General features: G+C 41.5%; 19 protein-coding genes and 2 pseudogenes. 7 read left to right on the top strand and 14 right to left on the bottom strand.

The genetic code is table 11. The features are described 5' to 3' along the window. Positions 1–86: 86 nt before the first annotated feature. The 4 genes from GUY17_RS07595 to GUY17_RS07580 all read right to left on the bottom strand — a co-directional run bounded on the left by GUY17_RS07595 (position 87) and on the right by GUY17_RS07580 (position 6,133). On the bottom strand, positions 87–1,526 hold the full coding sequence (locus GUY17_RS07595) for an ankyrin repeat domain-containing protein (RefSeq protein ID WP_162022774.1): 1,440 nt from the start codon (positions 1,524–1,526) through the stop codon (positions 87–89). A gap of 116 nt (positions 1,527–1,642) precedes the next feature. After that, positions 1,643–3,721, bottom strand: a complete 2,079-nt coding sequence (locus GUY17_RS07590; RefSeq protein ID WP_162022773.1) for a hypothetical protein — start codon at positions 3,719–3,721, stop codon at positions 1,643–1,645. Positions 3,722–4,678: 957 nt separating this feature from the next. Then, positions 4,679–4,990, bottom strand: a complete 312-nt coding sequence (locus tag GUY17_RS07585) for an EthD family reductase (protein ID WP_162022772.1) — start codon at positions 4,988–4,990, stop codon at positions 4,679–4,681. Between the two features lie 288 nt (positions 4,991–5,278). Further along, entirely contained in the window at positions 5,279–6,133 is an 855-nt protein-coding gene (locus GUY17_RS07580; protein ID WP_162022771.1) for an AraC family transcriptional regulator, read from the bottom strand. Between the two features lie 392 nt (positions 6,134–6,525). Between GUY17_RS07580 and GUY17_RS07575 the strand changes: the two genes are divergently transcribed. Beyond that, positions 6,526–7,182, top strand: coding sequence for a glutathione S-transferase (locus GUY17_RS07575; RefSeq protein WP_162022770.1), 657 nt, complete (start codon positions 6,526–6,528; stop codon positions 7,180–7,182). A gap of 184 nt (positions 7,183–7,366) precedes the next feature. On the opposite strand, the gene GUY17_RS07570 is transcribed toward GUY17_RS07575, so the two are convergent. The 3 genes from GUY17_RS07570 to GUY17_RS07560 form a co-directional block, all read right to left on the bottom strand. Then, the gene (locus GUY17_RS07570) at positions 7,367–8,125 is read right to left on the bottom strand and encodes an ATP-binding protein (RefSeq protein ID WP_162022769.1); all 759 of its coding nucleotides are present in this window, start codon (positions 8,123–8,125) and stop codon (positions 7,367–7,369) included. Positions 8,126–8,555: 430 nt separating this feature from the next. Then, a complete protein-coding gene (locus GUY17_RS07565; protein ID WP_242445193.1) occupies positions 8,556–9,440 on the bottom strand; it encodes a DMT family transporter in 885 nt (294 codons plus the stop codon). A 345-nt stretch (positions 9,441–9,785) separates the two neighbouring features. Next, a complete protein-coding gene (locus GUY17_RS07560; protein WP_162022768.1) occupies positions 9,786–11,492 on the bottom strand; it encodes an AMP-binding protein in 1,707 nt (568 codons plus the stop codon). A gap of 582 nt (positions 11,493–12,074) precedes the next feature. Here GUY17_RS07560 and GUY17_RS07555 point away from each other — a divergent pair. The 3 genes from GUY17_RS07555 to GUY17_RS07545 all read left to right on the top strand — a co-directional run bounded on the left by GUY17_RS07555 (position 12,075) and on the right by GUY17_RS07545 (position 17,741). Further along, on the top strand, positions 12,075–15,410 hold the full coding sequence (locus tag GUY17_RS07555) for an MHYT domain-containing protein (protein ID WP_162022767.1): 3,336 nt from the start codon (positions 12,075–12,077) through the stop codon (positions 15,408–15,410). Positions 15,411–15,424: 14 nt separating this feature from the next. Further along, positions 15,425–16,420, top strand: a complete 996-nt coding sequence (locus GUY17_RS07550; RefSeq protein WP_174839634.1) for a two-component system response regulator — start codon at positions 15,425–15,427, stop codon at positions 16,418–16,420. Positions 16,421–16,535: 115 nt separating this feature from the next. After that, positions 16,536–17,741, top strand: coding sequence for an MFS transporter (locus GUY17_RS07545; protein WP_123882708.1), 1,206 nt, complete (start codon positions 16,536–16,538; stop codon positions 17,739–17,741). A gap of 352 nt (positions 17,742–18,093) precedes the next feature. On the opposite strand, the pseudogene GUY17_RS07540 reads toward GUY17_RS07545, so the two are convergent. Both GUY17_RS07540 and GUY17_RS07535 read right to left on the bottom strand, forming a co-directional pair. Then, a pseudogene (locus tag GUY17_RS07540) lies at positions 18,094–19,181 on the bottom strand (IS3-like element ISShfr8 family transposase). A 67-nt stretch (positions 19,182–19,248) separates the two neighbouring features. Further along, complete coding sequence (locus GUY17_RS07535; RefSeq protein WP_174839633.1) at positions 19,249–19,539, bottom strand: hypothetical protein; 291 nt, start codon at positions 19,537–19,539, stop codon at positions 19,249–19,251. Here GUY17_RS07535 and GUY17_RS07530 point away from each other — a divergent pair. Continuing rightward, positions 19,516–19,746, top strand: a pseudogene (locus GUY17_RS07530) (IS110 family transposase); the annotation flags it as partial. The gene GUY17_RS07535 and the pseudogene GUY17_RS07530 overlap by 24 nt on opposite strands. A gap of 33 nt (positions 19,747–19,779) precedes the next feature. On the opposite strand, the gene GUY17_RS07525 reads toward GUY17_RS07530, so the two are convergent. Next, positions 19,780–20,076 carry a hypothetical protein gene (locus GUY17_RS07525; protein WP_162022766.1) on the bottom strand — a complete coding sequence of 99 codons (297 nt, stop codon included), beginning with the start codon at positions 20,074–20,076 and terminating at the stop codon, positions 19,780–19,782. Positions 20,077–20,315: 239 nt separating this feature from the next. Here GUY17_RS07525 and GUY17_RS07520 point away from each other — a divergent pair, with 239 nt between their 5' ends. Both GUY17_RS07520 and GUY17_RS07515 read left to right on the top strand, forming a co-directional pair. Next, positions 20,316–21,554, top strand: a complete 1,239-nt coding sequence (locus tag GUY17_RS07520) for a cation diffusion facilitator family transporter (protein WP_162022765.1) — start codon at positions 20,316–20,318, stop codon at positions 21,552–21,554. Between the two features lie 8 nt (positions 21,555–21,562). Further along, a complete protein-coding gene (locus GUY17_RS07515) occupies positions 21,563–21,970 on the top strand; it encodes a MarR family winged helix-turn-helix transcriptional regulator (protein ID WP_011637970.1) in 408 nt (135 codons plus the stop codon). 176 nt (positions 21,971–22,146) lie between these two features. On the opposite strand, the gene GUY17_RS07510 is transcribed toward GUY17_RS07515, so the two are convergent. The 4 genes from GUY17_RS07510 to GUY17_RS07495 all read right to left on the bottom strand — a co-directional run bounded on the left by GUY17_RS07510 (position 22,147) and on the right by GUY17_RS07495 (position 24,909). After that, positions 22,147–22,482 (bottom strand): DUF6488 family protein, encoded by a 336-nt coding sequence (locus GUY17_RS07510; RefSeq protein WP_101087984.1) that lies wholly within the window; start codon positions 22,480–22,482, stop codon positions 22,147–22,149. Between the two features lie 55 nt (positions 22,483–22,537). Next, positions 22,538–23,059, bottom strand: coding sequence for a hypothetical protein (locus GUY17_RS07505; protein WP_162022764.1), 522 nt, complete (start codon positions 23,057–23,059; stop codon positions 22,538–22,540). A gap of 13 nt (positions 23,060–23,072) precedes the next feature. Further along, entirely contained in the window at positions 23,073–23,771 is a 699-nt protein-coding gene (locus GUY17_RS07500) for a HupE/UreJ family protein (RefSeq protein WP_162022763.1), read from the bottom strand. A 157-nt stretch (positions 23,772–23,928) separates the two neighbouring features. Then, a complete protein-coding gene (locus GUY17_RS07495; protein ID WP_162022762.1) occupies positions 23,929–24,909 on the bottom strand; it encodes a M56 family metallopeptidase in 981 nt (326 codons plus the stop codon).

The raw sequence follows: 24,909 nt of genomic DNA, 5'->3' as shown, positions 1-24,909 counted from the left end.
ACTGCTTACAGGCTTTTTTGTATCTAAAAACAAAACGTGAATTTTATAAATCCGATCAAAAACTAAACTCGATATCCTTTTCAATCTCAACATCCATCGGCGTTATATTTAGCTCCCTTTGTGCATAATAACGCTACAACATTTGCATGCCCTTGCTGCTTGGCGCGCATTAAAACGGTTCGGCCTTTATTATCGCGTAAATTGACATCTGCACCTTGGGCTAATAACAGCTGCATGATGTCGATGTGTTGCTTGTCGGCAGCGTAGAACAATGGCGTAAAATGCTTATTATCATATCGATTGACCTCAGCACCATGAAAGAGGAGTGTTTGCACTATCTTGAGCTGACCTTGCTCTGCCGCAGCCATTAATGGTGAAAAATCATCACTGTTTGTGCCATTAACATCAGCTCCGTTATCTAGTAAAAGACTAATAGATTCAATATCGTTATGCTCAATGGCCAGTAATAGTGGCGTCATCTTACTTTCAGCGCTTTGTAACTCAGTTTCAGCGCCATGTGAAAGCAATAAACTCACCATTGCCACATTGCTAGTGGCAACCGCATATAACAAAGGAGAGGTGCCGCCATTATCTTTGATATTTATATCAGCGCCATGGTTGAGTAATAACGTGACTATGTTTAGGTGCGATCGATTTGCCGCCCAGTTAAGTGCGGTATGGCCTGTTCTGTCTTTTAAATCCACACTGGCACCTTGTTTAAGCAGTGTATTAACCACGTTTTCATGACCACTCAATGCCGCTAGCATTAATGCTGTTCGCCCTATTCTGTCTTTTGCTCTGGCATTTGGGCTTGATCCTTGCTTGAGTAATGCTTTTACCGCTGGCTCGTCGCCAAATGCGGCTGCATGAAGTATTCCTTTGCGCTGTTGGTTAATGATCGCACGTGTTTTGACCTTATTTGCTGAAGCATCAACCGATGGTTTATTTGTCTGTACATCACTATTTTGTTCGGTTGGTTTAGTCTGTACTGGAGACGTATCAGCTGGAGTAGTCTCTATTGATTCAGCCGGAAAGCGTGGCGGATGTTGATATTGCTGATGTTGTGGGTAAGCCGAGTCTCCCTCACCGCGGTAGCCAGGAAAACCTACATCTGCACCACTTTTGCGCTGGTTATCTATGATTGATGGCGCTTTTGATTGACTCTCTTGGTTGTTGATTATGGGTTGAGCATCAGATACAACCTCCTTCTCACCACGATAATTGGGATCACCTTTGCCAAGCTTGGGCATATTTTTTTGGTAATCGTGACCCATTGCCGGTTTTTTCGCACTTTGCTTAGGCGCTGGCGGGGTTACTGCAGGGTTTGCTATTACTGGCGTGACTGGCACTGCCGGAGTTATGATGGCTGGCGTGACAGCTGGCGTAACTAGCTCCGGCGTGGTTGCAGTAGCCGGTGGAATGGTAGTTGCGGGTTGAGTTGGATCGCTGTTTTCTTCAGCGAATAACGAGGTAATCGCCGAAGATAAAATAATGGCCGAGACAAAGATTATTCGTATGATGCACATTTGCTATTCCTATCTTCTAAGTCCGTAAAGACCGTTAATAACAATATCAATTAGGTTAAGTTAAAAGGAGAGAAACAAAAGTTCTCCCCTTTGATTCACCTGCTAATCCTTAATTATCATCTACGGATTTTTGTTGTTGCGGTGGCAGTATCGTTATCACTATTAAGATCGCCTTCTGCTGTCACCGTCGCCGTCCAGCTAACAGCGGACGTTCTGATGATGTTGGCTGTCCAACTTGCATTTAATGAAATCGTATCTCCTTCAGCCAAGTCGCTGAAAGCCATCGGCGGCAGTTCAATAACCACGCCTTGGTTAGTGACTCCAGTAATGGTTACCTCACCACTGACACTACTGGGTTTAAGATTGCTCACATCGACAACCATTGCTACCGTTTGATTAAAGGACACTGTAGCTGATGCTGCAAAAGCAGTCAGTGCAACATCGACATCAGTATTCACCATAGGAACTTCGCCTTCATATTCGATAATGAGCTGTGCGTTATATAAGGCTGTTGATTTACTATCGCCCTTAATGTAAACCGCAAGGTCAAAATCTGACGTCATCGGTAAACCATTGCTGGTAACCGCCGGTTCGCCGTCCTCAGTGACAATAGTGACATACTCATTTGCCGTCACATCAACCCAACCTCTACTGGTTGCCAGCGGAGATATCTCTCCCTCTTCCCAATCCAGTAAATTGATCACTGTGGTCGTTGGCGTACCGACCTCATACTTAATATTTTCTTTGGCAAAAGGCGGCGCGCTACATTCAATCAACGGGATCTCAAGTCCAGGCAAGTCTTGACCAAACTTATTAGGTTTAAGTCTCCAGCGAGGGCCTGAGACAAGCTCACCGAGCGACGCATTTGGCAGTGCACTACCGATGAAATCCTGAATTTTTGGGTCAGGGTTAGCATCATAAGACCATTCAAAGGGGTCACGATTGATGGTGGTATAGTAAGCATTAGAATAGCCACCAGCGAGATCTGATGAGAATGCATAAGGGTGCTCTGCAGCGCTTTCACCTGTTGTAGCCAAAGGGTCCAGTGCTTTAGGGGTATTCTTTAATATTGTACCGACACCGATAAAGGATGGATCGAAAGCGCCACTTTCAGTATCGATTATATCGCTGTCGCCTTCATAACACGGAACAGTACTTTTCCATACGGCTGCGTCACCATCACCTTCAATTCTATAAGAAGGTTTACGCCCTGTTGCAGCTTCGTTTTCCAAGTCTTCTGGACGAAGTTGGTCATTAGGGTTATTGGTGATCCAGTGATTAACCACAAGCTCTGCACGAGTAACGACAAAGTTTTCTGTGGATGTTTTCCATTCTTCAGGAAGCGCCAACTGGGCATACATGCGGATATCGTTCGGCCGTTTATGTATTCCGCCCCAACCATAAAGTGGCTTACCATCATCTTTAAGCTGCACGGAATAATCACTGCTTAAGGCGATGTTATCGAGCATGTTGGTCTTGTCGTTAGGAAACATCTGGCACCCTTCAGGCTGACCATCTGTTTCACAGGGTATCGCATTGGTTAGGCGATAGGCTTGTTGTCCACCCACTAACACTTGAACATTATCATCTAGTGGCGCGCCAGCGCAGTCATACGACAGAGTGCCGTCTGGGGTTGATATAATGGCTTGGGTACCGTCTGGGCTGGCAAAAAAGTATGGAATGGTCTCATAACAACTAAGCGCATGTTCCATAACAGTATAATGCTCTGTTTCACATTTTACCGAGGTGCCACCGAGCCCTTGACACCATGTTCCTAATGGTGGTTTTACCTTGTATTTTTCGGTGGCGGCATTGGCAACTTGAATACCAATCACCCCTCCGCCTTCGTCAATATTACCAACGAATCCTTCGAGGTAATCGCCATTACGCGCTTTGGGCTGCGCGCCTAGAAAATCAACCACATAAAAGCCAAACTCGCTATCCACTGGATATAACATCACCCCCGACTTGTCGAGAAGCGCTGGATTATCATCAGGACAACTCACTGGGCCAAGGCCACAAATGATCGTTTGGTCGTCTGCGAAAGTCACTCCATTCAACCCTCCCAGTACGTCATTAACAGAAAACACATGCACTGGCGATTCATAAGCCACCGCACTTCCTATTGAGGCCAGCAATGCTAAAGAGATAGCAAGGGCAATCGGCCTTTTATTAAAGTATTTAACAAATAACATAACAACCTCCTGTAATTATTGTTGGGGTTAAACTAGTTAGACATAACGACCTCCTGGATTTATTTTTAACCAAAACACGTCAGCTCAGTGTCAACACCTACACGCACTGCAAATTAACAAACAGGTCGTCATTCGATGATGAAATGAATGACAAGTAAGTAATAAGTAGTAGGTTATTTTTACGGCTACATAATGCTATGTCTCACTTTTACAGCACTCGAGATATTTACTTATGCGCCTGCTATTAACCATAGAAAAATCATGGTTAAATTCAAGAGGCAAAAAATCATAAAAGTAACGCTAAACACGTTTTTGGCGGGGGAAACCCTTCAACATCAATCTATTAAAATAATACGGGGTCAGATCAATAAAAAGTCATATTTTCATCGTTATTACTCAATAGGTTAGCGTCGTAATTCTTTTGAATGACACCTAAATAAAAATAGCGAGATCGGACAAAATAGGCTGTATTGGCTAGTAACATCGAAATGAATCAGGCGATGATATTATGGAGACAAAAACCACGTTTTAGATACTACCAAAAGGTTATATTGAAGCGAAAACAGGGTGATTTTAACGAATAGATCATACTAAATAATTATTTATTTTTATAACTTATAACAATAAATACCTACAAAGTGATACTAAATCATTTTAAGTTTGGTGCGCATTGTTAATGGTCAAATACACACTTTAGATAACAAAAATTATAAGGGGAGTACAAGTTGCAGATTGAATAAAAACCACCGTTTTGGAACTGTCACTTCGATGTAAGCATCGATAGTAACTTCACCAATAGATGGGCTGGGAATAAAGCTGCGGTGATACGCATTTATAGTCAACAGTCGCATCGCGAATTAGACGGTAAGGTTAATACCAATGCGTCCTAAATGATTTTATTCATTTAAGACGCTAAAATGGCAATGCTAGGGTAACGTACATTAGACAGGCATAATATTATTGAGTAATGTTACTAATTTGTATCACGGGATGGGTATTTGTGAAATTAACTATATCTGCCGCTATCACAGCTTGATGTGGGCCAAATGATTGTTTAAATGTTTCTACAGATTCAAATGTAAGATGACCCATTGCGATGTACATAGGAGGCTCACCGGGTACAACACTAGCAAGGCCAAGGTCTGCACTGGCTGAAATAAGTGCTTCACCTACTAAATCTGCAACAAGTGGTAAATGGGTTTTACAGTAGTAATCCATATCGAAAGTAGCACTTTCACTATTTGGGTACAATACACTGACTTTAATCATGACATTCTCTCTTTTATTAATCGTTAAGTTCTACAGTATTCAAACATAGTGGCGACAGGTTAACACTTTGGCGAAAACCTTATCTACACAATGCCCAGTCACCATATCGTTTTTTAAAATTGTTGCCCATGCTCATTGCTTCGTTTGCAAAGTGTTAGTTACATTTAATGAGGCTAGTCTACGCAACAACTTGTATGGGTACTTATCAGAAAAGCTCAGTTGATGGTCACTTTAGTCCAAAACGAATTAACGCGACCTCCATTGCTACATATTAAGGAATTGCCGTTGCTACATACTAAGGGATTGCCGTTGGCGATACTCAGACGGCGAGCAACCGATATGTTTTTTAAACACACGATTAAAGGTTGATATAGATTCAAAGCCTGTTTGAAAAACAATGTCGGAAACCCGAGAGCTTGGTTCGTCTAGCAAACTAATGGCTTTATCAATTTTTAATTGGCTGATATGTTTTTTAGGGGACTGTCCATAAACCTCGTTGAATTTTCGTTTGAAGCTCGACACACTCATATGGCACAACGCGGCCAATTCTTCGATGCTTACATCACTGAATAAGTGATGCTGGATAACTTGTTCGAATTTGACAAAATTAGGCTTAAACATCGATGCTAAAAAATCTAATTCTGATGGGGCTGACACCTTTTGGGTCATCAACAACACAAATTCACGTAACTTGGTTTCTATCATCAAGGGCGTTGCCAAATCAGGTGTGTCGAGCAATATAGAAATACTGTCCCGAAAATGTGTCAACAATTGGTCCACTTCTACTTGCTTTAAGTCGTAATCGACTTGATAGTCCGATTGGGTGAAATCGAAATGAAATAAACGTTGAAAAATATCGGGAAACAAGAAAACACCAATCACCTCACCACGGCCTTGCTCTAACTGGCCACTTACGGTTTCATAGAAATAATTGACGCATTTGGCAAGTAAGCCAATCTCACGGTTTACCGTCAATACTCCTGTTGCAGTACGCACCTGGTACTCACCTTCGGTAAAAAAAGCAAAACATGCTTCGTTAGATGCAAATTCTCGAGCAAAACGCTTAAAAGCTGGAATAGTAAGTTTTTTAAAAACAACATGACCTTTGTATTCAAGTGTTTTCTCAATAGAGGAACCCTGCATGAATAAACAACCGCATAATTGAACAGTCGTTAAAGTATGTAATACAGCTGTCTTTTACGCCAGAGGTTTGTGGTTCAAGACCTAACGTTAAACGAAAAATCGCGCCATAAGTATTGGATAACAAGGCGCAGTTTCTTATATCTCGTAGCGTCATTCGTTACCTATATCAAGGTAATGAATACTCTATAAAAACTGATTTTTAATCGTTTAATACTCTTGTTCTGAAGTTAATCATTTAACACTTAACCTAGAAAAATGAGCTTCAAACAATACATTTGAATCTTCAAAAAAGACTCCCGTAATCAATATTTAAAGGGTTAGGTATTAGTGATAAAATGAACAGGATTATTTTGCTAACTGCATTACCTGACTGAGAGATAATAAACAACATCATGGTATTACCTGTACTCTATTCGTTGAGAAATTGTCCTTACGCAATGCGCGCTAGACTGGCTATTTATGCATCCAAACAGCAAGTAAACCTGCGCGACCTAGTGTTAAGCAACAAACCTGCAGAAATGCTTACGGTGTCGCCCAAAGGTACAGTGCCAGTTTTAGTCACCACAGATAATCAGGTCATCGATGAAAGTTTATCCATCATGCTATGGGCTTTTTCACAAACAGACCCTGACGATTATGTTAAAAAAGCAACGCCAAACGCGTTAACTGAAATGTTGGCGGTTATTGCGATATTTGATAATGAATTCAAAGGACATTTAGAGAAATACCGCTGCTCTAAACGTTACCATGAACCGTCGCTTATAGAAGATAGACAACAATGTGAGCGTTATCTTGCGGATCTGGAATCAAGGCTTTGCCAGCACTCATATTTAATGTCTGACCAACCAAGTTTGACAGATTTAGCATTAATGCCGTTTATTCGTCAGTTTGCCAGAGTTGAGCGACAATGGTATTTACAATCACCCTACCCAAAATTACGACAATGGCTTAATCACTATTTACAGAGTCGAATGTTCAGCAAGGTGATGGTACAAAACCCAATGTGGTTAGACTCAAAACAAGAAATTATTTTTGGGGCCAATGTATAAGGCTGGCTTGATAAGCCAGTCATCAAAACTCGCGGCGACAACATTAAAATATTTCGCCTCAGAATATGAACTAACAACCGTCTAAAATAAAAGACATCTAAGTTAAACGTCGTCGAAAATAAAAATCATCTAAGTTAAACGTCATCAAAGATAACAATCATCTAAGATAACAATCGATAGCCTATCAACCTTGTGCATCGCAGAGTAAGTTGGCGTAACGTTCCATCGGAATACTCATTTGCTCTTGTAACGCTTTGCCTTTCGCCAGTAGATCGTGTCTTTTTATCGCAGGAATGTCGCTTTTGAATGCGAGCACGATGGTATTGCCGCTTTCGACGTCAAAACTGAGTAATCGATTTTCAAATTCGAGCGCGAGTAATTCATCTAACTCTTGGCGTAATTCAGCTGACGTATGCCAGATATTGAGCACCAAAACCCCCTGTTGATTAAGCGCATTTTTACAATCGTGTAAGTAGGATGATTGTACTTGTTTCGGCTCCATACCTTGTGAGTTGTATAGATCTGAAAAGATAATATCGCTTTTTATGTCGGTATTTTTAATGTAATTCACCGCATCGTCTATATGAATAGCAAGACGATCAGTTTCAGGTAAGTAAAAAAACTCTTTCGCGGCCTTCGCGACGGCTTCACGGTATTCAACCGCGTGTACCTTCAAATCGGCGAAGCTACTGAGCAATATTTTAGTCATTGAACCTGCACCCAGCCCCATGATTGTGGCTGTTGTTACTGCGGGAATAAAAAATAAACCTGCCATCATGGCTTGGGTGTAGCCTAGATGTAATCCATTAATATCATTGATTTTCATGCAACTTTGATAGATTTTTCCATCAAAACTGAGAATGCGGCTGTTTCTTGTTTGATAAACATAAATGGGGCCGTGCTCATCTGCTGTAGATGAAATGCAGGTTCCTTTGATATCCATGGTATTTTTGATACCTCTTAAATATGGGGTTGTAGCGGGTAAGGCAGTATAACGGAAAATAAGCTTAGGTCTTTGTTATTGATTTTTATCGTTTAATAAATGAAAGTATTTAGTGAGTAGCCACTTTTATTTGCTACCGTTGTCTCGCAACAAAGTATGAAATTTCACGCTACAGAGTATGAGCTTTAGATCAAAAACCTCCGATTTACAAAAATGAACCTTGCACCGTTAATTTAACGTTAGTCGCTTTTTATCCGTCATCAAGCTTATGCGAAACATCTTATCTATCATTAATGTCTATCGTTAATATCTAACCTAGTCATCTCTAATCTAATAATCTCTAACTTAATAATATCTAGCCTAGTAATCTCTAATCTTATAGTGTTTAACTTTGCTATGCCTTACAGCAGAGTGAATCAATTCACTCTGCTCATGCGCTATTTTTTATCAAACTTGCTGAGACTGTTTTACGGGTTTGAATTAGGGTATATCCACCACTTAATACCACCAGCAGACTTCCAAGTAGGGTTGCTAAATCTGGCGATTCTCCAAATATAAATATCCCCAAACCTAAGGCAAATAATAAACGGGTATAACGAAAAGGAGAAATAACCGATACATCGCCCGCGCGCATAGCGATTGTGAGGGCATTATACGCCATCACCCCAAACACAATTGCACCGATAATTTGCGCTGCTGCAGTGGAACCAAGTTGTAATGGCTCGTTTTGGTATAATTGTATGGCAATGCCTGCTGGAATTAGCACAAAAAAACCATACACCCCAAGTTGCATATTAGACAACACTGGTGAAGCTGCGCGAGTTGCTAAATCACGACCCGCAAAACCTAAGGTCGCGACAACTGCAAATAAAGACGTTGCTTCAAAGCCATCAAGACCAGGGCGAATAATCATCAACACGCCACAAAAACCAATCAATACGGCAATCCAGCGTTTAAAACCAACCTGTTCACCAAACAATAAAGCGGCACCTATCATTGCGATTAATGGCGTGGCCTGCAAAATGGCCGATGCACTTGATAAAGGCGTTAGCGTGATAGCCAATGCAAAACAGAAACGACCAATAACTTCGCACACCGCACGGATGAGTATTGGCGTAGACAATATCGCTGGGTGTAAAATTGTTTGCCCTTTACGCCAAGTCAGCAGCATAAAAATCAACATTCCGCCCAATCCAAATAACGCTAAAATCAGACCAATAGAAGTGGTTTCGGCTGCCGATTTAATCAGCATGTCTTCAATAGAAAATGCTGCCATCGCGGCAACCATAAAAAGACTACCTTTAGTATTATTCAAAATAACTCCAACAATGGGTCGATTGTATCCAGCTGAAAAAGCGGAAAAGCTGACGAACTCAGCCGATAAAAATATAAGCCGGCAATGGTATCACTCACCAAATGCTATCGAGAAAACATCATTTGTTTACAATTGTGTTTAACTCAAACCTAAACTCAAACCTAAACTCAAACTGTTTATCGAAAGTAAGGCTGTTTCAATTATGCCAATGTTTATGACACAGCTATTTAATGCGTTACTTGTCTGTGCGTGTAATATCAACTTCACTTGCAAATAGATTGCCCATCAATATTAAAGCCCAGTGCGATAACTCAACACTGGGCTTTAATGACTACACGCAAAATATCAATTTATGGCTTCATGTAACTCTTGATACATCAACTCACGCATCTTAAATTTTTGAATTTTCCCCGTCACTGTCATTGGGTATTGGTCAACAAACTTGATGTAGCGCGGTACTTTAAAATAGGCAAACTTTTCGGTTAAAAAGTGACGAATATCGTCTTCGGTGATGTCGGCATTGGCACGGACCTTAATCCACGCGCATACCTCCTCGCCGTATTTGTCACTCTGCACGCCAAACACGGCAGCATCCTGCACGTCCTTATGGCTATAAAGTTTTTCTTCAATTTCACGCGGATATATATTCTCACCGCCGCGGATAATCATGTCTTTTATACGGCCAACAATTTGCACATAGCCTAATTCATCCATTTGGCCGATATCGCCCGAATGTAACCAGCCTGCGCTGTCGATGGTTGCAGCCGTTTTGACTGCATCATTCCAATACCCTTGCATGATGCAGTAACCTCGACTGCACACTTCACCGGGTTGACCAATAGCAACCACGTCGCCAAACTCATTGATGATTTTCACTTCGGTATGCGGCAATGCTCGGCCAACGGTGAGCACTTGTTTTTCGATTGGGGAGTCAATTTCAGTAATGTGATTTAACGGACTGCATTCGGTTTGTCCGTAACCAATTAGCACTTCTTTCATATACATTAACTCTTGTACTCGGCGCATGACTTCTTCGGGGCATGTGGCGCCCGCCATAATGCCTGTGCGCAATGAGCTAAGATCAAACTGGTTAAATTGTGGATGTTCTAATTCGGCAATAAACATGGTTGGTACGCCATGTAGAGCTGTGCAGCGCTCATTTGCGATTACTTGTAACGTGGTAAGAGGATCAAAAGACTCACCGGGATACACAGCTGCTGAAGCATGAATAACACAGGCTAAACTGCCTAACACCATGCCGAAGCAATGATATAAAGGAACCGGCATGCATAACTTGTCAGTTGAGGTAAAGCCCATGGCGTCAGCCACTAAATAAGCGTTATTTAAAATATTGTGATGTGATAACGTCGCGCCTTTAGGGCTACCTGTAGTACCTGAGGTAAATTGAATATTAATCGCATCATGAGTATTGAGAGAGTCAGCAATGGTGGCCAACACATGTTGAGCTTCGTCGTTAACCTCCAGCAGCAAATCATTAAAGTTGAGCATGCCGGGTGTACGGTCGGTGCCCATTCGAATAACATACTCGAGTTCAGGCAGTGCGAGTGTAGTGAGCTTACCTGCAGTGCTGGTGCTTAACTCTGGCAGCAACTCATTTAACATCTGTAAGTAATCACTGGACTTAAATTTATCGGCACAAATCACTGCTCGACAGCCCACATTACTTAAAGAGTATTCCAGCTCTTCAGGCCGATAAGCCGGATTAATACACACCATAATGGCACCAATTTTAGCCGTAGCAAATTGGGTTAAACACCACTCAATGTTGTTAGGAGACCAAATTCCGACTCTATCCCCGGGCTGAATACCTAGCGTTAATAAGCCGGTGGCAAGCGCATCAACCTTTGCTTGAAACTCACGGTAATTCCAGCGGATTTGTTGATGATGAACGACTACCGCAAGATTGTCTGGGTAAGCACTGGCAATATCATCAAAATATTGACCAATGGTTTTATCGGTAAGCGTCGTTGAAGTGACACCATGATATTCACTTTGAGTAAGCGGTAGTTGTGCTTGATGTTGATTGACCATTAAAGCCTCCTTGCATGTGCTTCGTCATGCTCAAGCTAACCAATTAACGGCCTGACTCACAAGTAAAAAAGCACTACATTAGACTAAAGAGGCATGGTGAGTAATGTTTACAGCAAAGGCTAATATTGACAGTAACGCATTCATTTTTGTCAGTAACGGTTTGATGATGATGTCTAAACAACCTTATTAAAACGACTTTTTAACGCCCCCTAAAAACAATAAACAAAAGTGAACGACGAACTGGAGTGATAACCGGAGCGATAATTGAAACGATAGACGAAATCGAAAAATTAACCATAGCCCAAACTAAATACCTAAATACCTAAATACCTAAATACCCAACACCTAAACACCTAAATACCTAAATACCACCGACTATTAACATTATTACAACAACATCATGTAAGTTAACTACAGAATGGAATTGAAAAACACAAAACTATTAACCACAACCCGCACTAAATCATTTAAACGTTGATCTAGCGCAAGCTTTAGTTAAAAATCGAACAAATACTGATGTTTTTTAATTCCAAGCCGATAGCTTCCTTATATTTATCTAAAAGTGACATTCATCTAATTATTATGCTTGAGACAATTCGCACACTATTTTCCGTTACAGATGAAAGCCTTTTAGTCGTTGGTGACTTTCAACCTATAGTCGTTTTCATCTCTATCGCTATCGCGGTTTTCGCCTCGTTTATGGCATTACAAGTCGCGTCGCAAGCGCTATTAACGCTCAATAAATATAAACGATACTTACTCACCAGCTGCGGCAGTATTGCACTTGGTGGCGGTGTGTGGTCGATGCATTTTATTGGCATGTTAGCGTTCAGTTTATGCACTCCGGTGAGCTACGATTTCGGCTTAACCGCGTTATCGTTTATTCCGAGTATTGCCGCATCTTGGGTAGCCTTAAATGTCATATCAACAGCCAAACCAAAACTAAGCCAATTTGTGGTGGGCGGTATATTGACCGGTGCAGGTATTGGTACCATGCATTATGTCGGCATGGCGGCTATGGAAATGGCTCCCCTACTACGTTACGACTTATTCTATTTTGGCTTATCAATAGTTATTGCCATTATTTTGGCCATTGTCGCACTGTGGATACGTTTTAGCTTGAACCATCTAGGTCGCTTTATCTTAAGCGACTTACATAAAAATGCGATTGCGGCGATGGTGATGGGTTGCGCTATTTCCGGCATGCATTACATCGGTATGGCTGCGGCTCGTTTTGTCCGCCCACCAGGATTTGAATTTTCTGAACAAACCACAAAGATGTCACTGTATTTAGGCATTGCCGTTGCCACGATTACGGTGGTGATTATTTTATTGGTGTTAGGCGTCAACATGCTGATTAAATACCAAACCTCGTTACACCAAGCCAAATTATCTGAAGCACGCTACCGCGCGACCATTAGTACCGCCGTTGACGGTATCATTACCTTTAACGCTAAAGGCCGTATTGAAAGCGGCAACCAAGCGGTAGAATTACTCCTGGGCTGGCGACTTGAAGATGTGTGTCACCAAAATATTCGTGACTTTATACCAGGCCCATTTATCGAAGAATTTAACGCCCGCTTAGACAGTTTTTTTAACCACAACATAGCGCAGCAAAAAAGTACTGGCCGCGATGTAGAAGCGCTACATGTTAACGGTACGGTCATTCCGGTTAGGGTATCTATTGGTCATGCATGTATTGAAGGTAAAAGCCTGTTTGTGATGTACATAAGCGACTTACGTCACCGTATTGAAATGCAACGTGCACTAATTAAAAGCGAAGCCCAGTTTCGCTCACTTATCGCCAATATTCCCGGTATCGCCTATCGCTGTTTAAATACTGAAAACTGGCCGATGGTATTTATTAGCGACGCGGTTGAAAAGATCACCGGTTATCCAGCAAGCGACTATATAGGCGCAACACCAAAACGTCATTTTTACCAACACGTACACCCAGATGACCTTGAGCAAATAGGTAATCAAGTCGTCACAGAGCAAGTGTTTAAGCTGGAATACCGTATCTATAATGCCAACGGCGATATTCGCTGGTTGCTCGGTTATGGTGCTCATGTTGACGGGATAGATGTACAAGATAAATGGCTCGACGGCTTTATTATGGACATCACCGATCGCAAAGAAATGGAGCAATCTTTATTAATTGCCAAAGACAAAGCGGAACAAGCAGCATCAGCTCGTTCGGCATTCCTAGCGAACATGAGCCACGAAATTCGCACCCCAATGAACGCCATTATTGGCTTTAGCGACATTTTACTCGACGATTCGCTACCCGCTGAACAGCAAAAGCATTTACGTACCATTAATCAGTCTGCTAAGTCTTTATTGCACCTATTAAACGATGTTCTCGATAGTGCTAAGTTAGATAAAGGCAAGTTCGATCTCGAATTACGCGATTTCTCTGTTATTGAAGAAATTGATTCGGTGGTATCGACTTTATGGTTACAAGCTAGCTCTAAAGGTCTGTTCTTAAATGTGAATGTATCAGCAGATGTGGCAATGTCCTATCATGGTGCTCCAGACCGAATTCGTCAGGTATTGACTAATTTAATTGGCAATGCGATTAAATTTACCGCCGAAGGGGGTGTCAGTATCGATGTGAGCGTTAAACCAAGCGGTTGCATTGAATTTGCCATTAACGATACCGGTATTGGCATGACGCCAGAACAATTAACCTTAGTGTTTGATGCCTTCGCTCAAGCAGATGCCAGCATGAATCGTCGTTTTGGTGGCACAGGTCTTGGTACGACCATCAGCAAACAATTGGTTGAATTAATGGGTGGCAAAATTACCGCCAAAAGCACATTTGGCCAAGGCAGTTGTTTTGGTTTTGCCTTGCCATTAACCGCGCCCAAACACATCAACAGCACGTTGACCCCGTTAACAAATAGTCACATTAAACCATTGGCCATTTTGATTGTTGATGACATTCAGCAAAATATTGATTTGCTCACCATTATGATGAAGCGCCAAGGTCATAGCATCATTACTGCCCGCGACGGTAAACAAGCCCTACTGCGGATGCGCAGCGACAAAATTGATATTGTATTGATGGACGTGCAAATGCCTATCATGGACGGATTAACCGCCTCGCGTACTCGTCGTGAACAAGAGCAAAATGAACAGTTACCGCATATGCCAATTATTGCATTAACGGCCAGCGTATTGCCTGAAGACAAAAAAGCAGCCTTGGATGCCGGCATGGATGGTTTTGCCAACAAACCTATCGATATGATGCTGCTTAATCATGAAATTGCCCATGTATTGAAACTTGAACAAAGCAATGTGGCCGTCGATAACCCCGCTGTTGATATCGACAACAGGCAAGTGGTTAATGAGAAAAAAGGCGCTTCGATGTGGGGAGATCAAATGACTCTCGTGAAAGAAATCAGCCTATTTATGACTAAACAACACGATAGCAACCAACAGCTTAAACAATTAATACAAACTGCCGACTGGCCAGCTATTAGTCAACAACTGCATGGACTCAAAGGGCTGTCTGGCAATTTAGCTCTAATGCAACTGACACGGTTATTTAGCGATGCTGAACGCTCAGCCATGACAAAATCCAGCACAGAATTACTGACCTTGTTGCCAAAGATTGAACAGGCTTTTGCGCGCATCGCAGCCTATCTTAGCACTCAAGATATCAGTCAACACCCAGATAAAGCCGCAGAAAAAGATCCTATGAGCGTCGATGAGTTCATCCAAATCATTAACCTTATTCGCTTAGCTGCAAAAGAAAATCAATACAATGAACACGATGTCGATACACTAATTGCAGCCACTCCGGCGGCATACCGACAGCAATGTATCAACATACAACATGCTCTAGACGACTTTGAATTCGAACAAGCAATAACACAACTCAATACTCTTGAGTCCGATGTTACTGCACAGTAAAAAGACTGAATTGAATGATATATAACAACCAAGACCGTATGCCGACAATTTTAGTTGTCGACGACGAGCCCGCTAACCTCAGAGTATTAAAGAAAATGCTTGAGGATCAGTACAGGCTGATATTTGCTAAAAGTGGCGAAGAAGCTCTGCGTTTAATTGAACGCGACCTGCCTGATTTGATTTTACTCGACGTGATGATGCCAGGTATGACTGGTTTTGAAGTCTGTCAGCAACTAAAAACAGAGCAACGCACCAAAGCAGTACCGGTCATTTTTGTTACGGCGTTAAGTGACGAAGTAGATGAAGCCAAAGGCTTTGATGTTGGCGCGGTAGACTACATCACTAAACCCGTGTCCCCAGCGGTGGTTAAAGCACGTGTTCGTACTCATTTGTCTTTAGTGCAGGCAGACGATTTGCGCCGTACTCGTTTACAAGTCATTCAACGCTTGGGCCGAGCATCAGAATACAAAGACAACGAAACCGGTATGCATGTGATGCGCATGAGCCATTTTTCTAAAATCATTGCCCTCGCCTATGGTTTATCAAAATCGGCCGCCGACAATTTACTCCATGCAGCACCAATGCACGATATTGGTAAAATTGGTATTCCCGACAGCATTATGCTTAAACCGGGTAAGCTCACCGATGAAGAATTTGCCATCATGAAAAAGCACCCTGAAATCGGCGCCGAAATTCTAGGTGAATCAGATTCAGATTTGATCGCCTTAGCCAAAGTCGTCGCCATGACTCACCACGAAAAGTGGGATGGCAGCGGCTACCCTCATGGACTTAAAGGTGAAAATATTCCTATTGAAGGACGTATTGTGGCAATTGCCGACGTATTTGATGCTCTCACCAGCAAACGCCCTTACAAAGAAGCATGGACTGTCGACAAAGCCATGGCATTTTTACATGACCAAAGCGGCATACATTTTGACCCACAGTTAGTGACACTATTTCAGCAATCTTTGCCCAGTATTTTATACATTAAGCAGCGCTGGCAAGACTAATATGCCGTAATTGGCACGTTAGTTTTTGTTATGCTCAAACGGGCTTAGCTCAGTGGTTTAGCCCGACATCAATTGTTAAATTCACCGTATTTTATTATCACCACTAGGATTTTTTATGACACCGGCTGCAGCATTACCAAGCCAACTGAATACTACCGCCATTTTGTTAGTGTTAGCCTTAGGCACATTTATATTGGGATTATCAGAGTTTTCGATGATGCCAATGCTGCCATTAATTAGTGAAACATTTTCCTCAACACCGTCACAAAGTGGTTATGCGATTAGTGCTTACGCGATAGGCGTTGTTGTCGGCGCCCCTATTTTAATGCTGACCACAGCCAACATGAAAAAACGCCATGCCTTGGCAATATTTCTGACCTTAATGTTTATCTCTAATGGCTTAAGTGCCATGGCAACCTCACTTGAACAGCTTATTGTATTTCGCTTTTTAAGTGGCCTACCCCATGGCGCTTATTTTGGTGCCGCTATTTTATTGGCTGCCGATATTGCTCCTCAAAATAAACGTGCAAGTTACATGTCTAAAGTGTTTATGGGCCTAACCATAGCCACCATTGTAGGGGTTCCCATTGTCACTTTAGTCGGCCAAAACTTAAGCTGGCGCTATTGTTTAGCGGGTGCATCTGTCCTCGCCTTAATTGCATTAGTGTGCGTATATGTGGTGATCCCTAAAATTGAAAATAACCAACCATCAAATTTAATCAATGAGTTTAGCGTATTAAAGAATAAGTTGGTCTGGTCAATTCTTGGCATTGTGATTATTGGTTTTGGTGGTGTATTTTGTATTTACACTTACATCGCCGATACCATTTTAGTGGTGACGGAAACGCCGGCATACACCATTTCAATCGCGATGGTAATGTTTGGCATTGGTTGTACCTTAGGCAATTACGTATTAGGCAAAGCAGCCGATCGCGCAGCCTTAAAAACCACTGGTATTGCCTTAGTGTGTACGATTATATTTTCGCTTGCTTACGTCAGTGCCAGCCATAATATTTGGCTATTGTATGCGGTAATTTTCTTTATTGGCTGCAGTGTGGGTTTAGCGACACTGATTCAAACCTTACTGATGGACGTATCGCCAAATGGTCACGCGATGATAGGGGCATTAGTACAATGTTCATTTAACACCGCCAATGCTATCGGCCCTTGGGTGGGCGGCATGTTTATCGCACAAGGCGCAATGCCTAACGAGACAGGCTATGTAGCGGCAGTGTTATTTGCCGGCGGCTTAATGATGTGGCTGTTAAGTTATCTGCAAATGAATAAGAAAAAGGCTCAACTGGAACAATGTTCTGCATAATCAGGCTTTCTAACTTATTCTTTAACGAATTTTATAACAAATAATCTAACTAATTATCTAACTAACTCCCTAACGAATTATCGAACAAATTGCCGGGCTCAATACCGATAACATTGTCGGTAACATTGTCGATAACCGTTAGGGCAAGTAGTTTGAACGTCTGAGAAACACCTATCTCGGCGACTTATCAAACCATTAAAAGCGTCATTTATATTACGTGATGAAAATGTATCAATATCAATAATGTAAATTAATTAACTATTATTTAATCTCAAATTTTTGCATCCATTTATCACAACGAGCGTCATCAAGGGTAATCTCCCCATTTTTAGCTGAGATCAAAAGTAGAGACTTAGGCCACTAGTGCCAGTTTTTGCTTTGGTGGGACACCACCAATTGCTGTATTGGGTCTTTCATTGTTATAAAACCATAGCCATTGTGTCGCATGTTCCTGTACCTCGGCAATACTATTCCAAAGATATTGGCTCAGCCATTCGTATCGCACAGTCCGATTATAGCGTTCTACATAGGCATTCTGCTGTGGATTGCCAGGCTGAATAAATTTCAGTTCTACATTGTGTTTTTCAGCCCAGGCAGCCAGTACCGCACTTATATACTCTGGACCATTATCACTGCGTATCTGTTTTGGTTTTCCACGCCATTCGATGATTTAATCCAATGTTCTCACCACACGCTCCGCAGGTAAGGAGAAGTCGACTTCTATCGCCAAGCCTTCACGGTTGTAATCATCAATCACGTTCAATAACCTAATGCTGCGACCATCTTCCAGTTGGTCGTGCATAAAGTCCATGGACCAACATTCATTGATTGCCTCTGGCACCGCCAATGCGTCCGGTTTATCACGCTTCAAGCGTTTCTTCGGCTTAATTCGTAGATTTAGCTCCAATTCTCGGTAAATCCTATACACCCGCTTATGGTTCCATCGGTAGCGTTTCACGTTACGTAAAAAGTAATAACATAGCCCAAAACCCCAACACCGATGGGTTGATGTCAGTTGCTGTAACCAGTCGGCTATTGCAGCGTTTTCATCACTGAGTTTTGCCTGATAGCGATAACAGCCCTCACTGAGTCCAAACAAGGCACACGCAAATGCGATCGAAATGGCTTTATCTTGCACCGCCTTTTGCGCCAGCTCCCGCCGCCGCGACGGCTTTACCACTTTTTTTCGATGGCCTCTTTGAGTATTTCAGCTTTGAGTCGCTCTTCGGCATACATTTTTTTGAGTCGTGAATTCTCAGCCTCTAACTCCTTCAATCGCGCCATCATAGAAGCGTCCATGCCACCGAATTTGGCGCGCCATTTGTAGAAGGTCGCAGAGCTCATGCCATGCTCACGGCAAAGCCCCGGAACTGGGGTGCCAGCTTCGGCTTGTTTAAGGATTGCTAGGATTTGGCTGTCGCTAAATTTTGATGTTTTCATGCAGAATCTCCCTGCGTATATATTACGAGAAAATTCTACTTTTGAAATCTACTATTTTTAGGGGGGATTACCCAAGCTCTTCATAAAGATGCAGTGCAGGTAATAATTCAAGCTCAAAACTTTCCTCGCTAGAATTAGCAATCGCGGTTAACAGCATGGTAAACCAAGCCGTTATTCCACCTTGAGGTGGCGCCTTGAATCGAGGAAAACTAGGGGCAGTTGCAGTGCCAATTAACCAGTCTTTCGCAAGTTCAGGGGCTATAACTAACGCACGCGCTAATTCAACAAAATCAACATCGCCACATTCTATTACTTTTAATGCCTGAGTATAGGTTTCAAAGGCCATCGAAAAATTCAAGGAGGACGACACCACGTTAGAACCGTTTTATACATGGCCATGATGTCAGCGATACAATCTAACCTCGTTTCCAAAGGGACTTATCAGCGATTAGTTGCTGCAGAAAAACCAAACAAAGTGGCTATTATTGCCTACATCAGAAAGATGGTTATTAGTTTAAATTCGATGCTAAGAGATGGTGTTTTATGGGAAGCGCCAAAATCTTAAATTAACTATTGACGCCATAGTCTCGTATTAATATTACTCTTTAATACGCCAACCTTTTGATTTTATACATGAAGCGTTTGCGCTAAAAAAAGATAAAAGTTGAATACTAGCAAAAGCGACTTCAAGCTCTTCTGAGTTTTCATTTAATGTTGCACTACTAACACCTTGCCTAGCTTCTAACGCACAATCACTCGCTTCTTTTCGAAACAGTTCGTTGTCAGCTGACATCTCACCGTATTCGTTATGAACAACAATTGGTGGAGTCGTAGAGCAAGAGCAAATCATAGACAATGTAAATGCCAAAGAAAGTATTCTTGTGTTTATAACCATAACTTTTCAACAAATCCTCGTAATGCTAACGTTTCACAGTAAAACATTTCTAGCTTTATCTCTTGCAATCTTACTCCCTCCCCTGAAAAAACTGCAATGCTATTCTTAATCAAAAAGATAATCCGAAACAAGACTCTCAAATCAGCTTTTTGAATGCTTAAAATTGATAACCAACTTATTTACTTTGACTATCAAACAATATAACATCGAGAATTACTTGATAATCAAACTATTTTCTTATGAATAAAATTGCCGAAAAATATATCCACCAACACAATTTCACCTCCGTTAACGAGCAAAATGTCAAACGTACTTGGTATGTGCTTGTTATCACAGTCATCACTATGGCCATCGAAGTGATAGCGGGGACGATATATGGCTCTATGGCTCTGCTCGCTGATGGTTGGCATATGGGGACTCACGCAGCCGCTTTTTGTATTACGCTATTCACCTATAGCTATGCAAAAAAGCATGCTAATAGTGACCGATTCTCTTTTGGCGTAGGAAAAGTCGGCGTTCTCGGTGGATATACAAGTGCAATCGCATTAGCCATTGTCGCTATTATTATGCTGGTTGAATCTCTACACCGTTTATGGTCACCTATTGAGATCCAATTTAACCAATCAATTCTTGTGGCTATCGTAGGCCTAGTCGTCAACATCGCCAGTATGTTTATATTGGGTCATGAACATCACGGCCATGACCACGGTGACCATAAACATCATAGTCATAAGCATGATGACCACAAACATCATAGCCATGAACATGATGACCACGAGCGTCATAGTATCGAGCATGATGACCACAAACATCATAGCCACGAGCATGATGACCACAAACATCATAGCCATGAGCATGATGACCACAAACTTCATAGCCATGAGCATGATGACCACAAACTTCATAGTATCGAGCATCATAGCCACGAGCATGATGACCACAAACTTCATAGCCATGAACATGATGGCCACGAGCATGATGACCACAAACATCATAGCCACGAGCATCATAGCCACGAGCATCATAGCCACGAGCATCATAGCCACGAACATCATAGTGGTAACGACCACAATCTGAAGGCAGCTTACTTCCACGTACTCGCTGACGCATTAACATCGGTGTTAGCAATTTGTGCACTTTTGGTAGGAAAATTCCTTGGATGGTATTGGTTAGATCCCATCATGGGAGTCGTTGGTGCGGTGGTGATTACTAAATGGGCTTTAGGTTTAATGAAGCAAACGAGTCCTATTCTATTAGATGAAAATATCGACGAAGATTACCAATTAGACATTGTTAACACCATTAATGATGAACAAACCAAGGTCACCGATATTCATATTTGGAGAATTAGTGCCGACCACTATTCTGCCTCTATCGCAATCTGCACATCCACAGATACCAACGTTGAATCATTTAAACACTTATTGAATAAGTTTGATAAGCTAAGCCACTTAACTATCGAAGTGAATTACTGCTGAGGCCCTTTATGCATTCTTTGAATAATTTAATCATAGAGTTTTACGACAAACTGTCTTCTTGGGAGCAGTCTGTCGTTAAAGATACCGGTTATTCACTGGCACAAGTGCACACCATTGAGGTGTTAGGCTCTCACGGTTCCATGAGAATGAAAGAGCTAGCAGATAGGCTTGCAATTACCACTGGCACCTTAACGGTTCAGGTAGAGAAACTGGTAAATTTTGGACTCATTACTCGCTCTCCACATGAAGACGATAGACGTTCAATATTAGTTGGATTAACAAGCGAAGGCATTGCGCTCCATAAGCACCACAATCGCATGCATATACAACTGACAGAAGATATTACTCGTCATTTAGATCAAAATTCGATAGATGTTCTGACCAAGAGTTTTGAAAAAATGAACCGAGAATTCTAATCTTCAGATTATAGAATATGATGTTACAACGTCAAATGAAGTGCGAATAAGAGAACAAGTAAATCGTTTTTATATCAGTATATTGGGCGTAAAAACAATTTAGCTAGTGCTTGTTTTGTTTTTGAATCAACGTTAGTTTTGGACACACAACGTTTGTGTCCAAAACTATTTATCAATTATTTAAAAGTGTTACTTTCAGATACTGCCATGACTTCACCATCGTCAGCAATTTGAAAATATAACGTCTTTTTATCTTCTGTATTAGTGGCACTCACAATATAAACGCCTCCTGTAACGCTAAAGACCGTTACATCAGCAACGGTAATATTTTTCCATGATACCGGAAGCTGACCAACCGCATAGCCGAAGTCCTTAAATGTCATTTGTTTTGCAGACTTGATGACAACACTGATGGCAGCATTATCATTCATATGGCCATGGCTTGAATGTGCCAGCGAATAACTGCTGATTAAACAGCTCAAAAGCACCATGGTAAAAAGTAATGTTCTCATAAATTTCTCCTTATTATTTTAAATCGATCATTTTAAACCGATCATTTTCAACCGATCATTTTAAACCGATGACTTTGTATTGTCCTTTTACCAATAACTGTACTGCTACCGGTTGATTAGACTTATTTTTCCAATACCATCCGTGGGAACCAGCAAAAGGTGCCGTAAAACTACCTTTCATATCAGCCGACGTCGCGATGACATAACTTTCGTAATATCCTGAGGTATCTCCCTTTGGCTCACCATGGAGGTCAACAAATAAAGCTGTCCCATCTGTTATCCATTCATAGGTCATTTTTTCAAATTTTTGCATGTCGAATTTATATTCTATTCCACGCCCTGCAGGCACCATCACTTCTATCGTTTGAAACTCATTAGAGCCTTCGGCAAGAGCGCTTTGTTGCACTTCTGGTTCTGCCGCTTGCGCTAATACTGTGACACCTATTTTTTGTCCAATTCCAGTCGGATCGAGGTTGTATTCGGCGGGTAAAATTAGCGTAACTAAAACAATGCCTGCTACGACAATCGCCGATAGAGCGGCTTTAATTAACGTGCTGCTGCTGACTGTATGTTGCATATTTATCTCTTTTTTATTTATTAATTACGTAGCCAGTCAGTTGATACACAATCAACATGACACCCGCGCTCATTAGTAGTGTGTTTGTAAGCGTAGAAAAACGCTGAAATGAAGGCCATTTTCGCCATACATTAATGACAATCAAAATAACCACTAGCGCAGCAAATTGACCAATTTCTACCCCAATATTAAAGGCCACTAAATTGGTAAAAAGGCCTTCTTTTGGTAAATTGAACTCCTGCAACTTAGTCGCTAAACCTAAACCATGAAACAATCCGAAAATTAATACTGCCCATTGGGTATTAGGCTGCCAATGAAAGCAACGCTTAAAGCCGCCTAAGTTATCAAATCCTTTGTACACGACAGATAAACCAATAATCGCATCAACGAGGTAGGCATTAACTTGAATATCACCTAAAACACCAAGTAGTAAGGTAGTGCTATGGCCAATAGTGAACATCGTGACATATAAGAAAACATCCCGGCTTCTATATAAGAAAAAGATAACACCAACCAGAAATAATAAGTGGTCATAGCCGGTAATCATGTGCTTAGCACCAATGTAGAGAAAAGGTACAAACTGCACGCCACTATTTTGTTCTAAAAAAGCTCGAGTGTTGTCATCAACCCCATGGGCAAATACTTCGATACTGATAAAAGCACAACCAATGAGGATTGCGAACAAGCAATAGCTTGATAATTTACTTAGCATTGGATGGCTCCAAAGTGTCTGTTTCAGTCAAAATAACTTCCTTATGGGTATGTAACATTCGATATAGTGGAGTGTGGTAAGCAAAACAAATAAATCTGTTGGTCATCGGTTTTTTTACTTTTACGGTTCTAACGAATTGATTGATTCATAGTCTGATTTAATGGATGAAATAAGTTTCAATTAGATGGTGAAAACCATCTACCATTAATACCGTAAACAGCATTGCAGTTAGAAAACACAGTCCCGTAAATACCAGAGTAAGTTCGGATATTTGGCTCTGTGGTGATAGAAGCTTTTGTACCCGCAAAGTAATTTGATCATGACTAAAATGACTAACCACACTCCCCTCACAACGATGAGGAAACTGACGTTGTTTCTTGGCGACTGAAATTAATGTTTGTGCCACATCAAGGTTATCGTGATAACCCGTTACGGCGGAGTCTGCTTGTTGTTCTGTGAGCAAAGTAAAATGCTGTTGTAAAATGCGCCGAATTGGCTTTGGATAAAGCAGACAGAAAAAAGAGTAAATACTTTTAAATAGAGGATCTCTTGCACGTACATGTGCTAATTCATGTTGGATAATGATATCCAGAGCCAATGGTTCAAGTTGTTGAAGTAATCCAGTGGTAAGATAAACCCTAGGCTTGAGCAAGCCAATTGTAAAAGCTGCTGGAATGCTTGATGCAATAGAAAAAATAGTCTGATTATTATCACAACTTATAGGTTGCACATCTGAAAATTTAAAAAGGTTGTGCATCGCGATTGAGTGTCGACGAATTTGAACAAACGCAAGGTTAACCATCACAGCCAATATGAGGGCTGCAACAACCAACGTTAAGCCATGCCAGCTTGTAAACTTGAACACATCAATATGGTGCCAATGAGCAATTTTTTCCATCAAAGCGATTACATTATTAGTATCTTGACGTGGAAAAAATATGACAACGCAACATAAAGCTATCCACCAAGGCGCGGTTGCTAATAGCCATAACGTTCGCTTTCGAGCAATAAAACCAAATGAATTGAGGTTATTTTTAATCAACGGGATAATGGCAGATATTAATATCGTCACGATAACGAAAGCCGTTATTGCAACACTCATTAAATTCAACAAAATAGCCTCGTTACCCTCTAGCAT

The sequence above is a fragment of the Shewanella sp. Arc9-LZ genome, from assembly GCF_010092445.1.
In the GTDB taxonomy this organism is placed as follows: domain Bacteria; phylum Pseudomonadota; class Gammaproteobacteria; order Enterobacterales; family Shewanellaceae; genus Shewanella.
This window is presented reverse-complemented; position numbering and strand designations above follow the sequence as displayed.